Annotated in this window: 14 protein-coding genes; 4 read left to right on the top strand and 10 right to left on the bottom strand. The window is 58.5% G+C overall.

All coding sequences use genetic code 11. From position 1 onward, the window contains the following. Positions 1-91: 91 nt before the first annotated feature. From ACR0DB_RS06600 to ACR0DB_RS06590, 3 genes are read left to right on the top strand one after another with little or no spacing between them, the layout of a single operon-like run. The gene (locus ACR0DB_RS06600) at positions 92-1,432 is read left to right on the top strand and encodes a capsule biosynthesis protein (protein WP_480549619.1); all 1,341 of its coding nucleotides are present in this window, start codon (positions 92-94) and stop codon (positions 1,430-1,432) included. Positions 1,433-1,463: 31 nt separating this feature from the next. Further along, complete coding sequence (locus ACR0DB_RS06595) at positions 1,464-2,597, top strand: polysaccharide biosynthesis/export family protein (protein ID WP_480549617.1); 1,134 nt, start codon at positions 1,464-1,466, stop codon at positions 2,595-2,597. Beyond that, positions 2,597-4,591, top strand: a complete 1,995-nt coding sequence (locus ACR0DB_RS06590; protein ID WP_480549615.1) for a capsular polysaccharide biosynthesis protein — start codon at positions 2,597-2,599, stop codon at positions 4,589-4,591. Before ACR0DB_RS06595 ends, ACR0DB_RS06590 begins: the two co-directional genes overlap by 1 nt. On the opposite strand, the gene ribD is transcribed toward ACR0DB_RS06590, so the two are convergent. The 6 genes from ribD to ACR0DB_RS06560 all read right to left on the bottom strand — a co-directional run bounded on the left by ribD (position 4,588) and on the right by ACR0DB_RS06560 (position 8,077). Continuing rightward, a complete protein-coding gene (gene ribD, locus ACR0DB_RS06585) occupies positions 4,588-5,688 on the bottom strand; it encodes a bifunctional diaminohydroxyphosphoribosylaminopyrimidine deaminase/5-amino-6-(5-phosphoribosylamino)uracil reductase RibD (RefSeq protein ID WP_480549613.1) in 1,101 nt (366 codons plus the stop codon). The two genes, ACR0DB_RS06590 and ribD, sit on opposite strands and share 4 nt — an antisense overlap. Then, a complete protein-coding gene (gene nrdR, locus ACR0DB_RS06580; protein WP_008756450.1) occupies positions 5,685-6,155 on the bottom strand; it encodes a transcriptional regulator NrdR in 471 nt (156 codons plus the stop codon). The genes ribD and nrdR overlap by 4 nt, the downstream gene beginning before the upstream one ends. 120 nt (positions 6,156-6,275) lie before the next feature. After that, positions 6,276-6,689, bottom strand: a complete 414-nt coding sequence (locus tag ACR0DB_RS06575; RefSeq protein WP_170788424.1) for a secondary thiamine-phosphate synthase enzyme YjbQ — start codon at positions 6,687-6,689, stop codon at positions 6,276-6,278. A gap of 17 nt (positions 6,690-6,706) precedes the next feature. Then, entirely contained in the window at positions 6,707-7,111 is a 405-nt protein-coding gene (locus ACR0DB_RS06570) for a hypothetical protein (protein ID WP_170784317.1), read from the bottom strand. Positions 7,112-7,195: 84 nt separating this feature from the next. Beyond that, positions 7,196-7,693 carry a DUF4166 domain-containing protein gene (locus tag ACR0DB_RS06565; protein WP_480549968.1) on the bottom strand — a complete coding sequence of 166 codons (498 nt, stop codon included), beginning with the start codon at positions 7,691-7,693 and terminating at the stop codon, positions 7,196-7,198. Between the two features lie 39 nt (positions 7,694-7,732). Next, positions 7,733-8,077, bottom strand: coding sequence for a thiol-disulfide oxidoreductase DCC family protein (locus ACR0DB_RS06560; RefSeq protein ID WP_480549611.1), 345 nt, complete (start codon positions 8,075-8,077; stop codon positions 7,733-7,735). 366 nt (positions 8,078-8,443) lie between these two features. Here ACR0DB_RS06560 and ACR0DB_RS06555 point away from each other — a divergent pair, with 366 nt between their 5' ends. Beyond that, entirely contained in the window at positions 8,444-9,463 is a 1,020-nt protein-coding gene (locus ACR0DB_RS06555; protein WP_170769342.1) for a helix-turn-helix domain-containing protein, read from the top strand. Positions 9,464-9,627: 164 nt separating this feature from the next. Here the strand turns inward: ACR0DB_RS06555 and rpoD are convergent, their stop codons facing one another. The 4 genes from rpoD to ACR0DB_RS06535 all read right to left on the bottom strand — a co-directional run bounded on the left by rpoD (position 9,628) and on the right by ACR0DB_RS06535 (position 15,614). Beyond that, positions 9,628-11,619 carry an RNA polymerase sigma factor RpoD gene (gene rpoD, locus ACR0DB_RS06550; RefSeq protein ID WP_480549609.1) on the bottom strand — a complete coding sequence of 664 codons (1,992 nt, stop codon included), beginning with the start codon at positions 11,617-11,619 and terminating at the stop codon, positions 9,628-9,630. A 114-nt stretch (positions 11,620-11,733) separates the two neighbouring features. After that, positions 11,734-13,680, bottom strand: a complete 1,947-nt coding sequence (gene dnaG / locus ACR0DB_RS06545; protein WP_480549607.1) for a DNA primase — start codon at positions 13,678-13,680, stop codon at positions 11,734-11,736. A gap of 80 nt (positions 13,681-13,760) precedes the next feature. Next, complete coding sequence (locus ACR0DB_RS06540) at positions 13,761-14,057, bottom strand: hypothetical protein (protein WP_170769339.1); 297 nt, start codon at positions 14,055-14,057, stop codon at positions 13,761-13,763. A gap of 126 nt (positions 14,058-14,183) precedes the next feature. After that, positions 14,184-15,614, bottom strand: a complete 1,431-nt coding sequence (locus ACR0DB_RS06535) for a Glu/Leu/Phe/Val family dehydrogenase (RefSeq protein WP_170769338.1) — start codon at positions 15,612-15,614, stop codon at positions 14,184-14,186. Between the last annotated feature and the right edge of the window lie 207 nt (positions 15,615-15,821).

Raw genomic sequence — 15,821 nt, 5'->3', positions numbered from 1 at the left:
AAGCGTAACCGCCATGGCGGGCAAGCCCTGCCTTGCCGGGAATGATGGAAACGGGCATAAATTTAGCCATAAAACCACACGAGCAGTCCTCATGCCACCAATCACCACAGACGCGGATCAACGCGTCTTTCTGTTCCTGCAAGGACCGCACGGCCCGTTCTTCAACGCGCTGGGGCGGATTTTGCGCAAAACAGGGGCGACGGTGTGGCGCGTGGGGTTCAACGCTGGCGACCGAGCCTTTTGGTTCGACCGGGTCAGCTATGCCCCATTTCGCGGCAGGCCCGAAGATTGGCCGGACACATTCACCCAACTGATCGCGGATCGCGGCGTCACAGATCTGGTGCTTTATGGCGACACGCGGCCGATCCACGCGCAGGCTGCCGAAATCGCGCAAGAAAACGGGCTGACAGTGCATGTGTTCGAAGAAGGGTATCTGCGCCCCTGGTGGGTGACGTACGAAAGGGCGGGCTCGAATGGGAACTCGCGGCTTATGTCCATGGATATCACGCAGATGCAGGATGCGTTGGAACAGACTGACACTCAGACATCGCCTCCGCCTGCCCATTGGGGCGACATGCATGAGCATATTTTCTATGGTGCGCTATATCATTGGTTCGTCCTGTTTCTGAACCAACGCTACCGTAATTTCCGCCGTCACCGGGAATTACCCGTCTCACGGGAGTTTCTGCTTTATTTCAAACGCTTCATGCTGATGCCCTTCCACAGGCTACAACGCTTTTGGGCCACCCAACGCGTGCGCCGGACAGGGCAGCCCTACCATCTGGCGTTGCTGCAACTTGGGCATGACAGCTCGGTACAGGCGCATTCGGATTTCAAGGGAATGAGCGAGTTTCTGGAACATGTCATTCGCGGTTTTGCCGGAGGTGCACCCCGGCATCACCAACTGGTGGTCAAGGAACATCCTCTGGAAAATCATCGAGAGCCTTTGCGACAACGCACACGCGATCTGGCCCGCTCTTTTGGGGTTGCCGACAGGGTGCACTATGTCCCCGGCGGCAAATTGGCCCGTCTGTTGGATGAGGCCAGCTCGGCCGTGACGATCAACTCGACAGCAGGACAGCAGGTGCTTTGGCGCGGCATACCGCTGCGCATTTTTGGACGGTCGGTCTATGACAAGGCGGAATTCGTCTCGCAACAACCGCTTGAGGCGTTTTTTGCCAATCCCACCCGGCCCGATCTGGACGCCTACCGGAGTTATCGCCGGTTTTTGCTGAAGACCAGCCAAATTCCGGGTGGTTTCTACTCGGTGCGAGGGCGTCGGCAGCTGCTACGCCGTGCGGCGGATTTGATGCTGAACCAATATGATCCCTACCAAACCCTGCTGAACGAGACCGAGAGGCCACAGTTGAAAATCGTGCAAGGACTCGAACGGGTTGAGACTGGAAGTCGTGCGGCGAACCGGTTAGCCTGACACAAACAAAAAAGACTGAGGATATTCGGCAGTGCAGTGCTTTCCCATCCGCTGGGTACGGGGGGTCTCCCTTGTGGCCGCTTTAGGTCTGCTGGCGGCGTGCCAGCTTCCCAAATCTGGTCCTAATAAATCCGAAATATTAGCGGGCTCCACCGCGAATGGAGGCAACGCTTTTGTCGTCGAGGTGGATGACCGCGTCACCAAGGAAACATCGGCCATCCCACAATTCGGGTTCTCAGCAGCCTTTCGCAGCGCGCCAAATCTGACGGCAGACACGGTGCGCCCCGGCGATGTTCTCGGTCTGTCGATTTGGGAAAACGTCGACAACGGCCTTTTGTCGGTTCAGGCGGGCGCGGCCACATCCCTGAACGAAGTGCAGGTCGATAGCGAGGGCTTCATCTTTGTCCCATATGCTGGGCGGGTCCGCGCAGCGGGCAACACTCCGGAACAATTGCGCATCGTCATCACCGACAAGCTGCGCGAGCAAACCCCTGATCCGCAAGTCGAAGTACGCCGCGCTGCGGGGGATGGGTCAACCGTATCTTTGGTTGGCGGTGTGGCGTCTCCGGGCATCTACCCGATCGAACGCCCGACCCGAACGCTCAGTGGGATGCTGTCACGGGCTGGTGGTGTTTCGGTCGGTTCCGATATCGCTCTGGTCACACTAATACGCGGCGATCAGCGGGGGACGGTCTGGTACAACGACTTGTTCAGTGATCCCAAACTGGACGTCGCGCTACGCGCCGGAGATCGCATCTTGATTGAGGCGGACACCCGCTCTTACGTGGCGCTTGGCGCCACCGGCGGGCAATCGCGGGTAGCCTTTGACAGTCAGGACCTTTCCGCCCTAGAGGCTTTGGCCCAGGTTGGCGGCTTACAATCTCTGTCCTCAGACCCAACCGGTATTTTCGTGCTGCGCAAGGAACGCGAAGAAATCGCACGTGCGGTCATGGGGCAGCCTGATCTGCAAGGGGATCAGCGCATGATCTACCTTTTGAACCTCACCGCACCCAACGGGCTGTTCATCGCGCGCGATTTCGTCATCCGCGATGATGACACGATCTATGTCACCGAAGCCCCCTACTCACAGTGGAGCAAGTCCATCTCGCTGATCGCGGGCGGCCTGACACCGCTGGCAAATGTCACAACGCTGACAGGCGGCTGATGTATTCCGGCACAACAGCCGGGGACAGTCGGACCCGACTGCTTGTCTACAACGGCGGGTTTCTGACCCAACGCCGCATCCGCCGAATCCTGACGCTTGCAGGTTACGACATCCGCCTCGGCCTGCCGAAAGACGGCGACTTGGTGGGTGTCTGGGGCGACAGCCCCACCGCGCATCGTGGCCGATGGGTGGCAGAAAGGTATGACGCACCCATCCTGCATGTCGAAGATGCCTTTCTGCGCTCTCTTCATCCCGGTCGAAGCGGAGAAGCCCCTATGGGTCTGTTGCTGGACCGGTCGGGCCTGCATTTCGACCCGTCGCTACCCTCTGAGCTTGAGACACTTCTGGCCACTCACCCGCTGGACGACACCGCCCTTCTGAACCAAGCCCGTAGCGGGATCGATCGTTTGCGTGACGGACATCTTGGCAAATACTCGGCCTATCACCCGGACATCAAACCACCTGAACCCGGCTATGTTTTGGTCGTTGATCAGGCACGCGATGACGCCTCGGTCAAGGCCAGTGGCGGGGATCTGGCGCGCTTTCGCGAAATGCTGGTGATGGCGCAAGAGGAGAACCCCGGCGCCCGCGTCCTGATCAAAACGCATCCCGAAACCATCCAAGGCCACCGCCCCGGCTATTACTCGGACCAGGATAAGACAGACCGGGTCACACTGTTCAGCGATCCGATCAGTCCCTGGACCCTGCTGGAAGGTGCCGTTGGCGTTTACACGCTGTCATCGCAATACGGGTTCGAGGCCATTTTGGCCGGGCACAAACCGCGTGTCTTTGGCCTGCCATTCTATGCCGGTTGGGGATTGACGCAGGACGAGCCCTACCTGCCCCGTCGCCAGCGCAACTTGACACGACCGCAGCTATTCGCGGCGGCGATGATCTTGTACCCGACATGGTACGACCCATTCCGAGATCAGCTCTGTCAGTTGGAAACCGTTCTGGACACGCTCGAAGCGCAGACCCGCGCATGGCGGCAGGATCACAGAGGGTGGACCGCCTCGGGGATGCGTTTGTGGAAACGTAAACACATCCAACAGATGTTCGGGCGCGAGAAAAAAGTCAGGTTCACCCCGGATATTCCGACGGCGGGCGAACAACCACATATGGTCTGGGCCAATCAAGCCGAGGCGACGGATCACGTTGTGCGTGTCGAGGATGGATTTCTGCGGTCTCGGGGGCTGGGGGCCCGGCTGGTGCCCCCTCTGTCGCTGGCGACGGATGATCTGGGAATCTACTATGATCCAACCCGTCCCAGCCAATTGGAAAGCCTGATCGCCCGGCGCGAAACCCTGCGCCCGGATCAGGAGCTGCGCGCCGAGCGGCTTGTGGCGCAGATCATCTCGGGCCAGATCAGCAAATACAACACGGGCGACCCCGCCCCCGCCCTACCCGATGGGCACCGCATTTTGATTCCAGGTCAGGTGGAGGATGACGCCTCGATCCAGCTGGGGGCAAGCGATGTCCGCACCAACGCAGATTTGCTACGCGCTGTGCGCGCCGCCAACCCGGACGCAGTGCTGATCTACAAACCCCATCCTGATGTCGAGGCTGGCCTGCGCAGTGGCAATATCGACGCCCGCGATCTGGCGGACGTCGTCGTCTCGGATACCGATCCGGCCTCATTGTTGGCGCAGGTGCACGAGGTCTGGACCATAACTTCGTTGCTTGGGTTCGAAGCGCTGATGCGTGGGATACCCGTGACCACTCTGGGCGCGCCATTCTATGCAGGGTGGGGATCAACGACCGACCTGGGTTCAGTTCCCGCGCGGCGCGGCGCGCGCCCGTCAATGCTGGGGCTGGTCCATGCCGCATTGATAGACTACCCGCGCTATCTTGATCCTGTGACCGGCCTGCCCTGCCCCGTCGAAGTTGCGGTTCAACGTCTGTCCGAGGGATATCAAAACGACCGGCCTGGATTACGGGCACTGTCGAAACTACAAGGGCTCTTTGCGACCTATGCGCATCTCTGGCGGCGCTAGCGCAGGGATCTTTCCCAGCGGTGCAGGATATCCGGCCCGATGGCACGGGTTTCCATCAAAGAAAACCGGGGCGCGGCCTCCAGCGTTTCAAGTCCCAGCGCCCCAATCGCGGGCAGCCCCTCGGCCCCGATGGTCAACCCGGCGCTGAAACCGATCAGTTCATCCACCAGATCCTGCGCGAGCAAAGACGCAGCCAAAGCCGAGCCGCCCTCACAAAAGACACGGGTCAAACCGGCCTGCCCAAGTTGCTGCACCAAATCCAAGGGATCAATTTGATGATCGTGCAAGGCACAAGGGATCAAACGCGCGCCCAACCCCTCCCACGCTTTTGCCCGCTCGGGGTCGGGGGATGGTCCGTGACAGAGCCAGACCGGGATGTCCTTGGCCGTTCTGGCCAGTTGCCCCAATAAGGGAAGGTCCAAATGGCGCGAGACCACCACGCGAACCGGTTGCGCCTGGACCCCCAAATCACGCACCGTCAGTGAGGGGTCATCCGCCCGTGCGGTCCCAGCGCCCACCATCACCGCATCGTGGCGGGCGCGCATTGCGTGGACGGCTCGGCGCGCCGTGGGACCGGTAATCCACTGGCTGTGCCCGGACGCAGTGGCAATACGGCCGTCAAAACTGCTGGCCAGCTTGAGCGTTACAAACGGGCGACCCTGCTCGTTCTTCAGGAAAAAGCCCGCGTGATCCCGCTCGGCCTGATCTAAGAGGACACCGGTCGTGACTTCGATCCCCGCGTCGCGCAACATCGCAAAGCCCTGCCCCGCCACGCGCGGATCACTGTCTTCGATGGGTGAGACCACGCGCGAAACGCCCGCAGCAATCAGCGCCTGCGCGCAGGGCGGTGTCTTGCCATGATGCGCACATGGTTCCAGCGAGACATAGGCCGTCGCACCGCGAGCCGCGTCGCCAGCCTGTTTCAGCGCCTCGGTTTCAGCATGCGGGCGACCGCCGGGTTGCGTCCAGCCGCGCCCGACAATCCGACCATCCCGCACAAGTACACAGCCCACAGACGGGTTAGGCCAACACATCCCCTGCCCGCGCTGCCCCAAAGACAGGGCCAGCGCCATATATCGCTTATCTGAGTCGCTCACTCGTCCGTCGAAGGCTGCGGCGGGCGCAGTTCGTGGACAAATTCCTCGAAATCATCGGCCGCCTGGAAATTCTTGTATACGCTTGCAAAGCGTACATAGGCGACGGTGTCGATCCGTGCCAGCGCTTCCATGACAATCTCGCCGATTTTGTTCGAGGGGATATCCGTCTCGCCCATGCTTTCCAACCGCCGGACGATGCCCGAGATCATCTGGTCGATACGCTCAGGGTCAATGGGCCGTTTCTGCATCGAGATACGGATCGACCGTTCCAGCTTGTCGCGGTCGAAATCTTCGCGCTTGCCGTTTGTCTTGATCACGACCAGATCGCGCAACTGGACCCGTTCATAGGTGGTAAATCGCCCGCCACATGCCGGGCAAAAGCGACGTCTGCGGATCGCAACGTGATCCTCAGCCGGGCGTGAATCTTTCACCTGTGTGTCAATATTTCCGCAAAACGGGCAGCGCATCCGCCGTCTCCTCGTCCCTATATCCGCCTCTTTTGTAAGCGCTGTGGCTTACTTATCCACAACTATAGGGCAGCCGCTAGGGTTTGGGTAGTCGGAAAATTTTACCGCAATATCCTGATTCTAAGCAAAATGCGCCGCGACCTTGCGGGTATGCGGCTGGGAGCGATGTTCAAAAACGTAGATCCCTTGCCACGTTCCCAAAACCGGGCGACCGTTCGCCACCGGGACAGTCAGCGACACAGGCAACAAGGCTGCCTTGATATGCGCAGGCATATCGTCTGGGCCCTCATAAGTGTGCCGCAAGTAAGACATCGATGGATGGTTCGAGGGCGGCACCAGCCGTTGAAAAAAAGCATTCATGTCCGTCTGCACCTCAGGGTCTGCGTTCTCCTGTATCACCAGAGAACACGACGTATGGCGCACGAACAGAGTCAAAAGACCGTCTGCTTGGACCGAGTTGAGCCAGTTACACACGTCGCGGGTGAATTCATACAAACCCGGTCCGCGCGTCGAAATAATAAACTCGGTCTGCAAGACGGCGCTAGACTCCGTTAGTCGTCAAAGATTTGGCGACGGTAGCATAGCGAATTGGCACTTTGAACCGATCTGCTTTGACCGGCGACAAACCCGACAGACACAGTCTTGGTCGGGGTGCTAACACCCGCTGGCGGATTGATCGAGAATTGGACCGCCGTACGACGACCGGTCGCTTCGCTGGGACCATAGCCGCGCACAACATAGATCGGCTGTTTCCAACCCGCACCCAATGTTCTGCGCGCGTAATCCGCAGCGGCGCACCAATATCCGTCCACATCAGTTCGACCGCGCGGGATCACTTCGTAAACGTTGCTGTTTACGGACGCGATTTGGTACCCAAGTCGTGCAAATCCCGTCGCTGAGACCGGCGTACTCAGCACCACTGCCGCCACAGCGGCATATGTCATAACCTGTTTCATAATCATACTCTTTCCTGTTACGAGGTAAGACTGGAAATAGTATACGCTGCTTGCAGTCAAAGGCGGTTCACGATCAATTCAGCCTCAGTCGGGGCTTGCGTGATCCGGCGTTAGCCATCCGTGATATCGGATGAGCAGTCCCAATACGGGCAATCTGGCCGAAACGTCAAAACGGAACCGACCCGCCGCGTCCTGCCATTCGACAGTCGAGGATTTGGGCACCAAAACACCCGGACATGGCACCCCGAAAACAGACAAGCCCTGAATTTTCAATTTCAGTTCTGCGCCGTTCCATATCGGTTTTAGCCAAAATGTCAGTACGCCCGCCTTTTCACAGACCAACATGGTCTTTGGATCAAACCGAATTGACGATTGCATCAGATGCCCGGCAAAATCTCGCGTCCAAAACCAAGTCTCATTGTCCTGTCGGGTCACGATGCGGATCGCAATGTCGCTAGCCACGGGTGGGAACCTACCCAGCCATAGCGCTGATCTTACGACCCAACTTGTTCCGGCTTCGACCGAACAACGCCCTGAAAACTTGCCAGGATGTTCGTGCAGAGCGCGAAGCGCGTCAGGCAAATCGGAATGCGTTGGCAGGGCTTGCCAGAACGGGTCCAATCAGAACCCTCCGGGCAGAAAACGCGTGTGGATTGCCGCGTCTGGTATCAGGCAGCTAGGCCTTTGCCCGAATAGCCTGTAGCGGTTGCGCGCGACTGCAAAATAGACCGGGTCTTTCATAATTCTTGGCAAAAAGCGGCACAGCCCAAGAACCGGCCACAAACCTGGCAAAGCCCGCATAGCTGCAGCAAAAGCATCCAGACGTTGGAACACCTGGCCATCAACAATGACCAGATTGGTCTCAAAATCCTCGGTTGGCAGGCCAAGGCTGGTATACATCTGCTGCCCCAGCGGCGACTGCGCCGTGACGAATTTGAACCGAGCCAGCCTATCGTGTCTTAGCATGAACTGAAAAAAAACCAGCACACAGGACACATTCGCCGTCGAAAACGATTACGTCCTGGTCTTTCGTCACGCTGGTCAGATCAAAATGCTGCATGTCGCCCTTTTCACGCCAGTTTTGCGCTGGTTGCGTGAATGGAGCAATGCGACACAATTGGACACGGGTGTGCCGGGGAGCCACTGACAATCCGTTTTGTGTCCGGACTGGGCTCGACCTCATCCCCGAGAAGGTTCTAACCCGGCAACGAGGCTCAGATAATGCCTTAGTAGAAAAAGCGCTTGTGACTTTGCGCCAAGCTTTTTCGACAACCGGACAATGGTCGTTGCAGCATAGATGCAAAATCTGGGCAAACAGGCTATGATGAACCTATGGACGTCGACATCGCCCGCATTCAGACATTGACCCGAACGCTTGATCAGAAAGCGGCGGACAATTCTGTCGCCAACAAATTGCTTGAGAAATGTGGGCTCAGCCGGCCCGAGGTCGAAGCGCTAAACAGCGGGATCAGCGCAAAAACCGAAGCTCTGTTCACCAGATATGCCTGTGATGCCCTAGGCGATCCGACGTTTGCCGCGCAAGCGGGGCTGGCCTTCAAATCATCCTCGAGCCTGACGGCCTATGTCAGCAAATACTCTCGCGATCTGAAGCAGGTACTGGAAAACGCGGCCCGCTATCATGGCCTTATTGATCCCGCCCTGCGCTTCAGTCTGCGCGTGGCCGGGAACTTTGCCACGATCGAGGCCGAGTGGAAGGACGCCAGCTATGCCCGTTTTCATCGCCGGACCGAGTTTCTGATGTTCGCCGGTCTTTCACGTATGCGCGACCTTACCCAGATTGATTTTTACCCGATAGAAATGTGTTTTCAGCACGAAGTTGGGGAAAACAAGGCGCAGTATCAGAAGCTTGCAGGATTTCCCGTCTCTTTCGGAACCGAGAGGCTCGAGATCATTCTGGCCCTATCAACGCTAGATTTACCTGTCCCGACATATGACCCCAAATTGCGTCAGCATCTGTTGGAGTATGGGGATCGCGTCATGGCCGACAGACGCCAACCCAAACAGAAATTGCGCGCGCAGGTCGAAGGGCTGATCACCAGATCCCTTCCTGGTGCAATCCTGCAAGCCGAGGAAGCCGCCGCCAATTTGGGTCTTAGCACCCGTACCTTTGCGCGTCGATTAAAGGATGAAGGAACCAGCTATCGCGAGATCGTCGATGACCTCAGATGCGATCTGGCGCAGACCTTCATCACCAACGGAATGAACTTGACCGAGATTGCCTATTCGCTTGGCTATGCCGATCAACCCGCCTTCTCCACCGCTTTCAAGCGTTGGACCGGGCAAGCCCCAAGCACGTTCCGCAGCAGATTGGATCCTCCACCCCAAGGGTGAGACCGGGGGTCATCGGCGCAGATGCCTCGCCCCGGTCCGTCCCATGAGTGGACAACAGTGAGGTAAGTGCCGCTGCTGCTCAGAACTTGTGAAATCCTGCCAAAGCGTTTTCTGGAACGGTCATCTGAATGAAAAAAGGCGCCTTGGTTGAGGCGCCTTTTTGTTTATTGGTCTAGGAAGGATCGCAGTTTTCGTGACCTGCTGGGGTGTTTCAACTTCCGCAACGCCTTCGCCTCGATCTGGCGGATACGTTCGCGGGTCACGCTGAACTGCTGGCCAACCTCTTCCAGCGTATGGTCGGTGTTCATACCGATGCCAAAGCGCATCCGCAGCACCCGCTCCTCACGCGGAGTGAGAGAGGCCAGAACCCGTGTGGTGGTCTCTTTGAGGTTTTCCTGAATGGCGCTGTCCAGAGGCAGCACTGCATTCTTGTCCTCGATGAAATCGCCCAGTTGGCTGTCTTCCTCGTCGCCGATCGGTGTTTCCAGAGAGATCGGCTCTTTGGCGATTTTCATCACCTTGCGAACCTTCTCTAGCGGCATTTGAAGCTTTTCGGCCAGTTCTTCCGGCGTCGGCTCGCGACCGATTTCATGCAGCATCTGGCGACCGGTCCGAACCAGCTTGTTGATCGTCTCGATCATATGAACCGGAATACGAATGGTGCGCGCCTGATCCGCGATAGACCGAGTGATCGCCTGACGAATCCACCAGGTCGCATAGGTCGAGAATTTGTAACCGCGGCGGTATTCGAACTTGTCCACCGCCTTCATCAGGCCGATGTTCCCTTCCTGGATCAGATCAAGGAACTGCAGGCCACGGTTGGTGTATTTCTTGGCGATCGAGATCACCAGACGCAGGTTGGCCTCGACCATTTCCTTCTTGGCCTGTCGCGCCTCTTTCTCACCTTTTTGAACCTGCTGCACGATGCGGCGGAATTCGGGAATGTCCAAACCGACATACTGACCGACCTGGGCCATATCGTTGCGAAGTTCTTCGACCTTCGCGGTCGAGCGCTCAATGAACATCTGCCAGCCCCGACCCGGCTTTTCCGCCATATCCGACAGCCAGTTGGGGTCCAGCTCGCGCCCGCGATAGGCGTCGATAAACTCACGGCGGTTGATCCGTGCCTGATCCGCCAGCTTCACCATCGAACTGTCCAGCGACATCACGCGGCGGTTGATACCGTAAAGCTGGTCGATCAGCGCTTCGATCCGGTTGTTATGCAGGTGCAGCCCATTCACCAGTTCAACAATCTCGGCGCGCAACTTCTGGTATGTTGCCTCGTCCTGCTCGCTGAAGGTGCCGTCTTCGTTCAGTGTGGCTGAAATCCGGCTGTCCTGCATTTCCGACAGCATCGAGAAGTCGGTCGAGATGCGTTCCAGCGTGGTCAGGACCTGATCTTTCAGCGCGGCTTCCATCGCGGCCAGCGACATATTTGCCTGATCATCATCGTCATCATCGTCGTCGTTGTTCAGCGGGTTGCCGTCAGCGTCCAGTTCGGGGCCGTTATCCTCTTTCGCGGGCTTGGCGGCCTGCACGTTCGAGGTGTCAACCACCGGTTCCTCGACATCGCCGTCTTCGTCCATCTGGTTACCAAAAGTGGCCTCCAAATCGATCACGTCGCGCAGCAGAATGTCTTCGGACAGCAATTCGTCGTGCCAGATGGTGATCGCCTGGAACGTCAGCGGGCTTTCGCACAGACCTGCGATCATCGTGTTCCGACCGGCCTCAATCCGTTTGGCGATGGCAATTTCGCCCTCGCGGCTCAGCAGTTCGACCGAGCCCATCTCGCGCAGATACATGCGCACAGGGTCGTCGGTGCGGTCCAGCTTTTCGGTCGCTGCCCCGGCCAAAGCAACCTCGCGGTTGCTTTCCGTCGTAGTTAATTCGGTCGAGCCTTTGTTTTCTTCTTCCTCGGCCTCTTCATCTTCGATGATGTTGATGCCCATCTCGGACAGCATCGACATCACGTCTTCGATCTGCTCCGAGCTGACCTGATCCGGCGGCAAAACCTGATTGAGCTGGTCGTAGGTGATGTAACCTTTCTCGCGGGCCTCGGCGATCATCTTCTTGACCTGGGCCTGGCTCATGTCCAGCGAGATTTCCTGTTCCTGCTCGTCGGATTTGCGGTCTTCGTTGGTATCCTTGGCGGCCATTCAATGCTCCTGCAGGGATGGGTGATTCGTTTGAACCGAATCATTAGCGCGTAGAAGTGATTCGGCCACCCGTTTACCCGTTTTTCTTTTCCAGTGCCTTACGAAAACACCACTTTACCGGCGTTTCCGCTCGAAATTGATCCCGGACATGATTGCCTCGAACTTGTCTTTCTCGTCGCGGTTGATTCGCGCGCCATTGTCGGCCACGTCGAATATCGCCCTGTCCTCATTCTGGCTGCGGCTTGTGCGGTTACGCTCTTCGGCGGCCTGGGCCAGCCGGTATGTCAGCGCCTCATCGGCCAGATCAGACAGTTCCTCCTCGGCTTCGGCAATCTCTGCGTCCAACCCCCTGAGAGCTTTGATCTTTGCGAGCTCCTCGGCCAGCGTCATTTCGGCCTTTTCGACATCGCCCGGTTTATACACACAAGGGATCACTGCGACATGGCGAAGGGCCAGCAGGTTTTCAAGGGCTTCGGGCCCCAAAGTTTCAGCAATGTGGTCTTTCAGATTCTCGGGGTCATCAATCGCATGGCGCAGGATGGCGTGGCGCAGAGCGGCGTGGTCGGGGTCACGGCACTCCATCTCTTCCAACTGGATTTCGAACTGCACAACCACCTGCGGGTTCAGCGCTGCAATGGCCAGAATCGCCGCTTCGCGCAGTTGGATTTCCGAACCTTCGGACGAGGCCAGGAAGGACGCGCGTGCTCCTGGTGTCGCCGTCGGCTGAGGCTGCCACTTGCCACGCGGTTGCCATTGGCGGTTCTGCTGTTGGCGCTGCGGGCGGAATAACTGCCAGCGCAGGTCCTTAATTTCCTGCCCGTAATGCGACCGGATCGAGGGGTCGCGGATAAGCTTGATCTTCTCGCGCAGCGCCTTGTCCAGCGCCGCTTTGCGCTCGGGACTGTCGAACACCTTGCCCTCGGTCTCGCGCTGCCACAGCAGCTTGACCATGGGAATTGCGCCTTCCAGCACGGCTTGCACGGCCCCCGGCCCTTCGGCGCGCAGCAGGTCGTCGGGGTCCTTGCCCTCGGGCATAAGGGCAAACCGCAGAGATTTCCCTGCCTCAAGCAGCGGCAGGGCCAGATCAACCGCGCGCATCGCGGCGCGCAAGCCCGCAGTGTCACCATCCAATGCAATGACCGGCTCATCGGATATGCGCCAGAGCAGTTGCAGTTGATGTTCGGTAATCGCGGTGCCCAGCGGAGCAACCGACGCGCCAAACCCGGCCTCGGCCAGCGCGATCACATCCATATAGCCTTCGGCCACGATCAGAGGTCGCCCCTTCCCCGCCGCCTGCCGCGCGGGCCCGTGGTTGTAGAGACTGCGCCCCTTATCGAACAATTCGGTCTCGGGCGAGTTCAGGTATTTGGCATTGTCATTGGGGTCCATCGCCCGACCGCCGAAGGCAATACACCGCCCGCGCGGGTCGCGGATCGGGTACATGATCCGGTTTCGGAAGGTATCATAAGGCTTTTTGCCTTTGTTCGACGGTTTCGCCAGACCCGCCCCCAGGATCAGATCCTCGGCCACATTCTTGCCGCTCAGATGATCCCACAGAGCCTGCCATCCATCGGGGGCGAAGCCAATCTCCCATCGATCCAGCGCCTGCGCGTCCAACCCCCGGCGGGTCAGGTAATCGCGCGCCGCACTCCCGGCCCCGGTCTTGAGCTGCAGACGGAAGAACTGCACCGCCTGCTCCATCACCTCGGCCAGTTGCGCCCGGCGGTCCTGCTTTTCCTGCGCCTTGGGATCGCGCTGCGGCATCGGCATCCCGGCCTCGCGGGCCAGAATCTCGACCGCTTCGATGAACGAGACATTCTCGGTCTCTTTCACGAAACTGATCGCATCCCCTTTGGCGTGGCACCCAAAGCAGTAGTAAAACCCCTTTTGATCATCCACATGGAACGACGCCGTCTTTTCATGGTGAAACGGGCACGGCGCCCACATATCACCCTTGCCTTGATTGGATTTGCGCTGGTCCCACATGACCTTTCGCCCCACGACCTGAGACAGGCTGAGGCGCGTACGCAGTTCATCCATAAATCCGGGGGGCAATGACATGTGCTAAACCTGCCAGAAATGAAAACGCGCGCCAAGGGGATGGCGCGCGGTTGTCCACAGGGAAATGGCGGACCTGTGGATTATTGTTGCAAGCACAGCTCCAGCCAGGCGGCACCAAGGTCTTTCTTGCGCACGTCGCGCATCTTTTGCTCATAGACCCAGGGCGTGATCAGAGGGATAGCCGCATTGTAATTTTCTGGCCAGGTGGGCCCTGCATCGGCGACAGCCTGCGGCACGTCGCGTTCCTTCACCCGGTCCAGCCGCGCCTGCTGAATGGCGGCCACGACGTCGGCTTGAAACTTGCAGCTTTGTTCCTTGGTTTCCTGAGCGGCCAGAGGGGTAGCCAGTACAAGGGCCGCAACGGCGATACGCAACATGTAGGTCTCCGGGATTCGTTTCTGTTCCGGCAGTCTATCCCCGGCAAACCCATCCCGCCATCGCCGTTTTGCACCTCGCGCCTTCGTGTTGCACAGGGGCGACCCAAGGCCGCCCCTGCGCTGACATCACAGCCCTTTAGCGCGATAGCTTTTCGAGACCCGGTCGATCGCCACGATATACGCAGCTGTGCGCAGGTCTTCGACATCATCGCGGCTATGCCAAACCTCACGCATGGATTGATACGCAATCCGCATCGTGTCATCGAGGCCCGAGCGCACTAGCTCAAGCTCATCCGCACCTTTCAGGTACTTGGCCTTGAAGTCCGGTGACATCGACCAGGCATCGCCCAGATACCGGTCCAGACGCTCCAGTTCGCTGACGATCAGTTCGTGCCGCGCCTCTTCCTGCCGGCGCTGCATCCGGCCAAAGCGGATATGGCTGAGGTTCTTGACCCACTCGAAATACGAGACCGTCACACCACCTGCGTTGGCATACATATCCGGGATGATCACGGTGCCTTTCTTGCGCAGAATCTCGTCCGCGCCCGCCGTCACAGGGCCGTTGGCCGCCTCGATGATCAGCGGGGCCTTGATGCGATCAGCGTTTTCCAGGTTGATCACGCCTTCCAGCGCCGCCGGGATGAGGATATCGCATTCTTGTTCCAGCACTGCCGAGCCTTCGGCGGAATGGGTCGCGTCCGGGTAACCCTTGACGCCGCCATGTTTGACGATCCACTGCCGAACGGATTCAACGTCGATCCCATCAGGGTTATATAGCGCGCCATCCCACTCTATGATGCCGGTGACAATCGCTCCGTCCTCTTCGCTCAGGAATTTAGCCGCGTGATAGCCCACGTTACCCAACCCCTGAATGATCACCCGCTTGCCTTCCAACTTCCCTGATAGGCCCGCCTTCTGGATATCTTCCGGGTGGCGGAAGAACTCGCGCAGCGCGTATTGCACTCCGCGCCCCGTTGCCTCGACCCGCCCGGCGATACCACCTGCGTTCAGCGGCTTGCCAGTTACACAAGCGCGCGCGTTGATATCGGTGGTGTTCATCCGCGCATATTGGTCGGCCATCCAGGCCATCTCCCGCTCACCTGTACCCATGTCGGGGGCCGGAACGTTCTGAGACGGGTTGATTAGGTCCCGCTTGGCCAATTCATAGGCGAAGCGCCGAGTGATCTGCTCAAGCTCATGCTCTTCATACTTGCGCGGGTCGATGCATAGCCCGCCTTTCGAGCCGCCAAACGGCGTTTCTACCAAGGCACATTTATAAGTCATCAGCGCAGCCAGCGCCTCGACCTCGTCCTGATTTACGGCCAGCGCATAGCGGATACCGCCTTTCACGGGTTCCATATGCTCGGAATGAACCGATCTGTATCCGGTGAAGGTGTGTATGTCGCCACGTAGGCGCACACCGAAACGAACAGTGTAGGTGGCATTGCAGACACGTATCTTTTCTTCAAGTCCGGGGGGCAAATCCATCAGGGACGCCGCCCTGTTGAACATCAAATCAACACTCTCACGAAAACTTGGTTCATTAATGGCCGTCATCTATACCTCCGTGCCAACGAACGACTGGCGTTCTGACGTTTTGTCGCACCCCTTACTTAAACGATCAATATTTAAGCAGAAATAAAAGTCGAAATTTTCTGCACATCTTGTTGAACCCCCGCTGAGTCGCGAGGGATCGTCAGCGCCAACGCGATTGTCGCCAGCGGGAAAACAGAGCGACACGTGTTCGATAAATTATCCTCCATT

It is taken from the genome of Ruegeria sp. AB6 (assembly GCF_056542685.1).
Note: the sequence above shows the minus strand (reverse complement) of the source record. Positions and strands in the feature narration are given on the sequence as shown.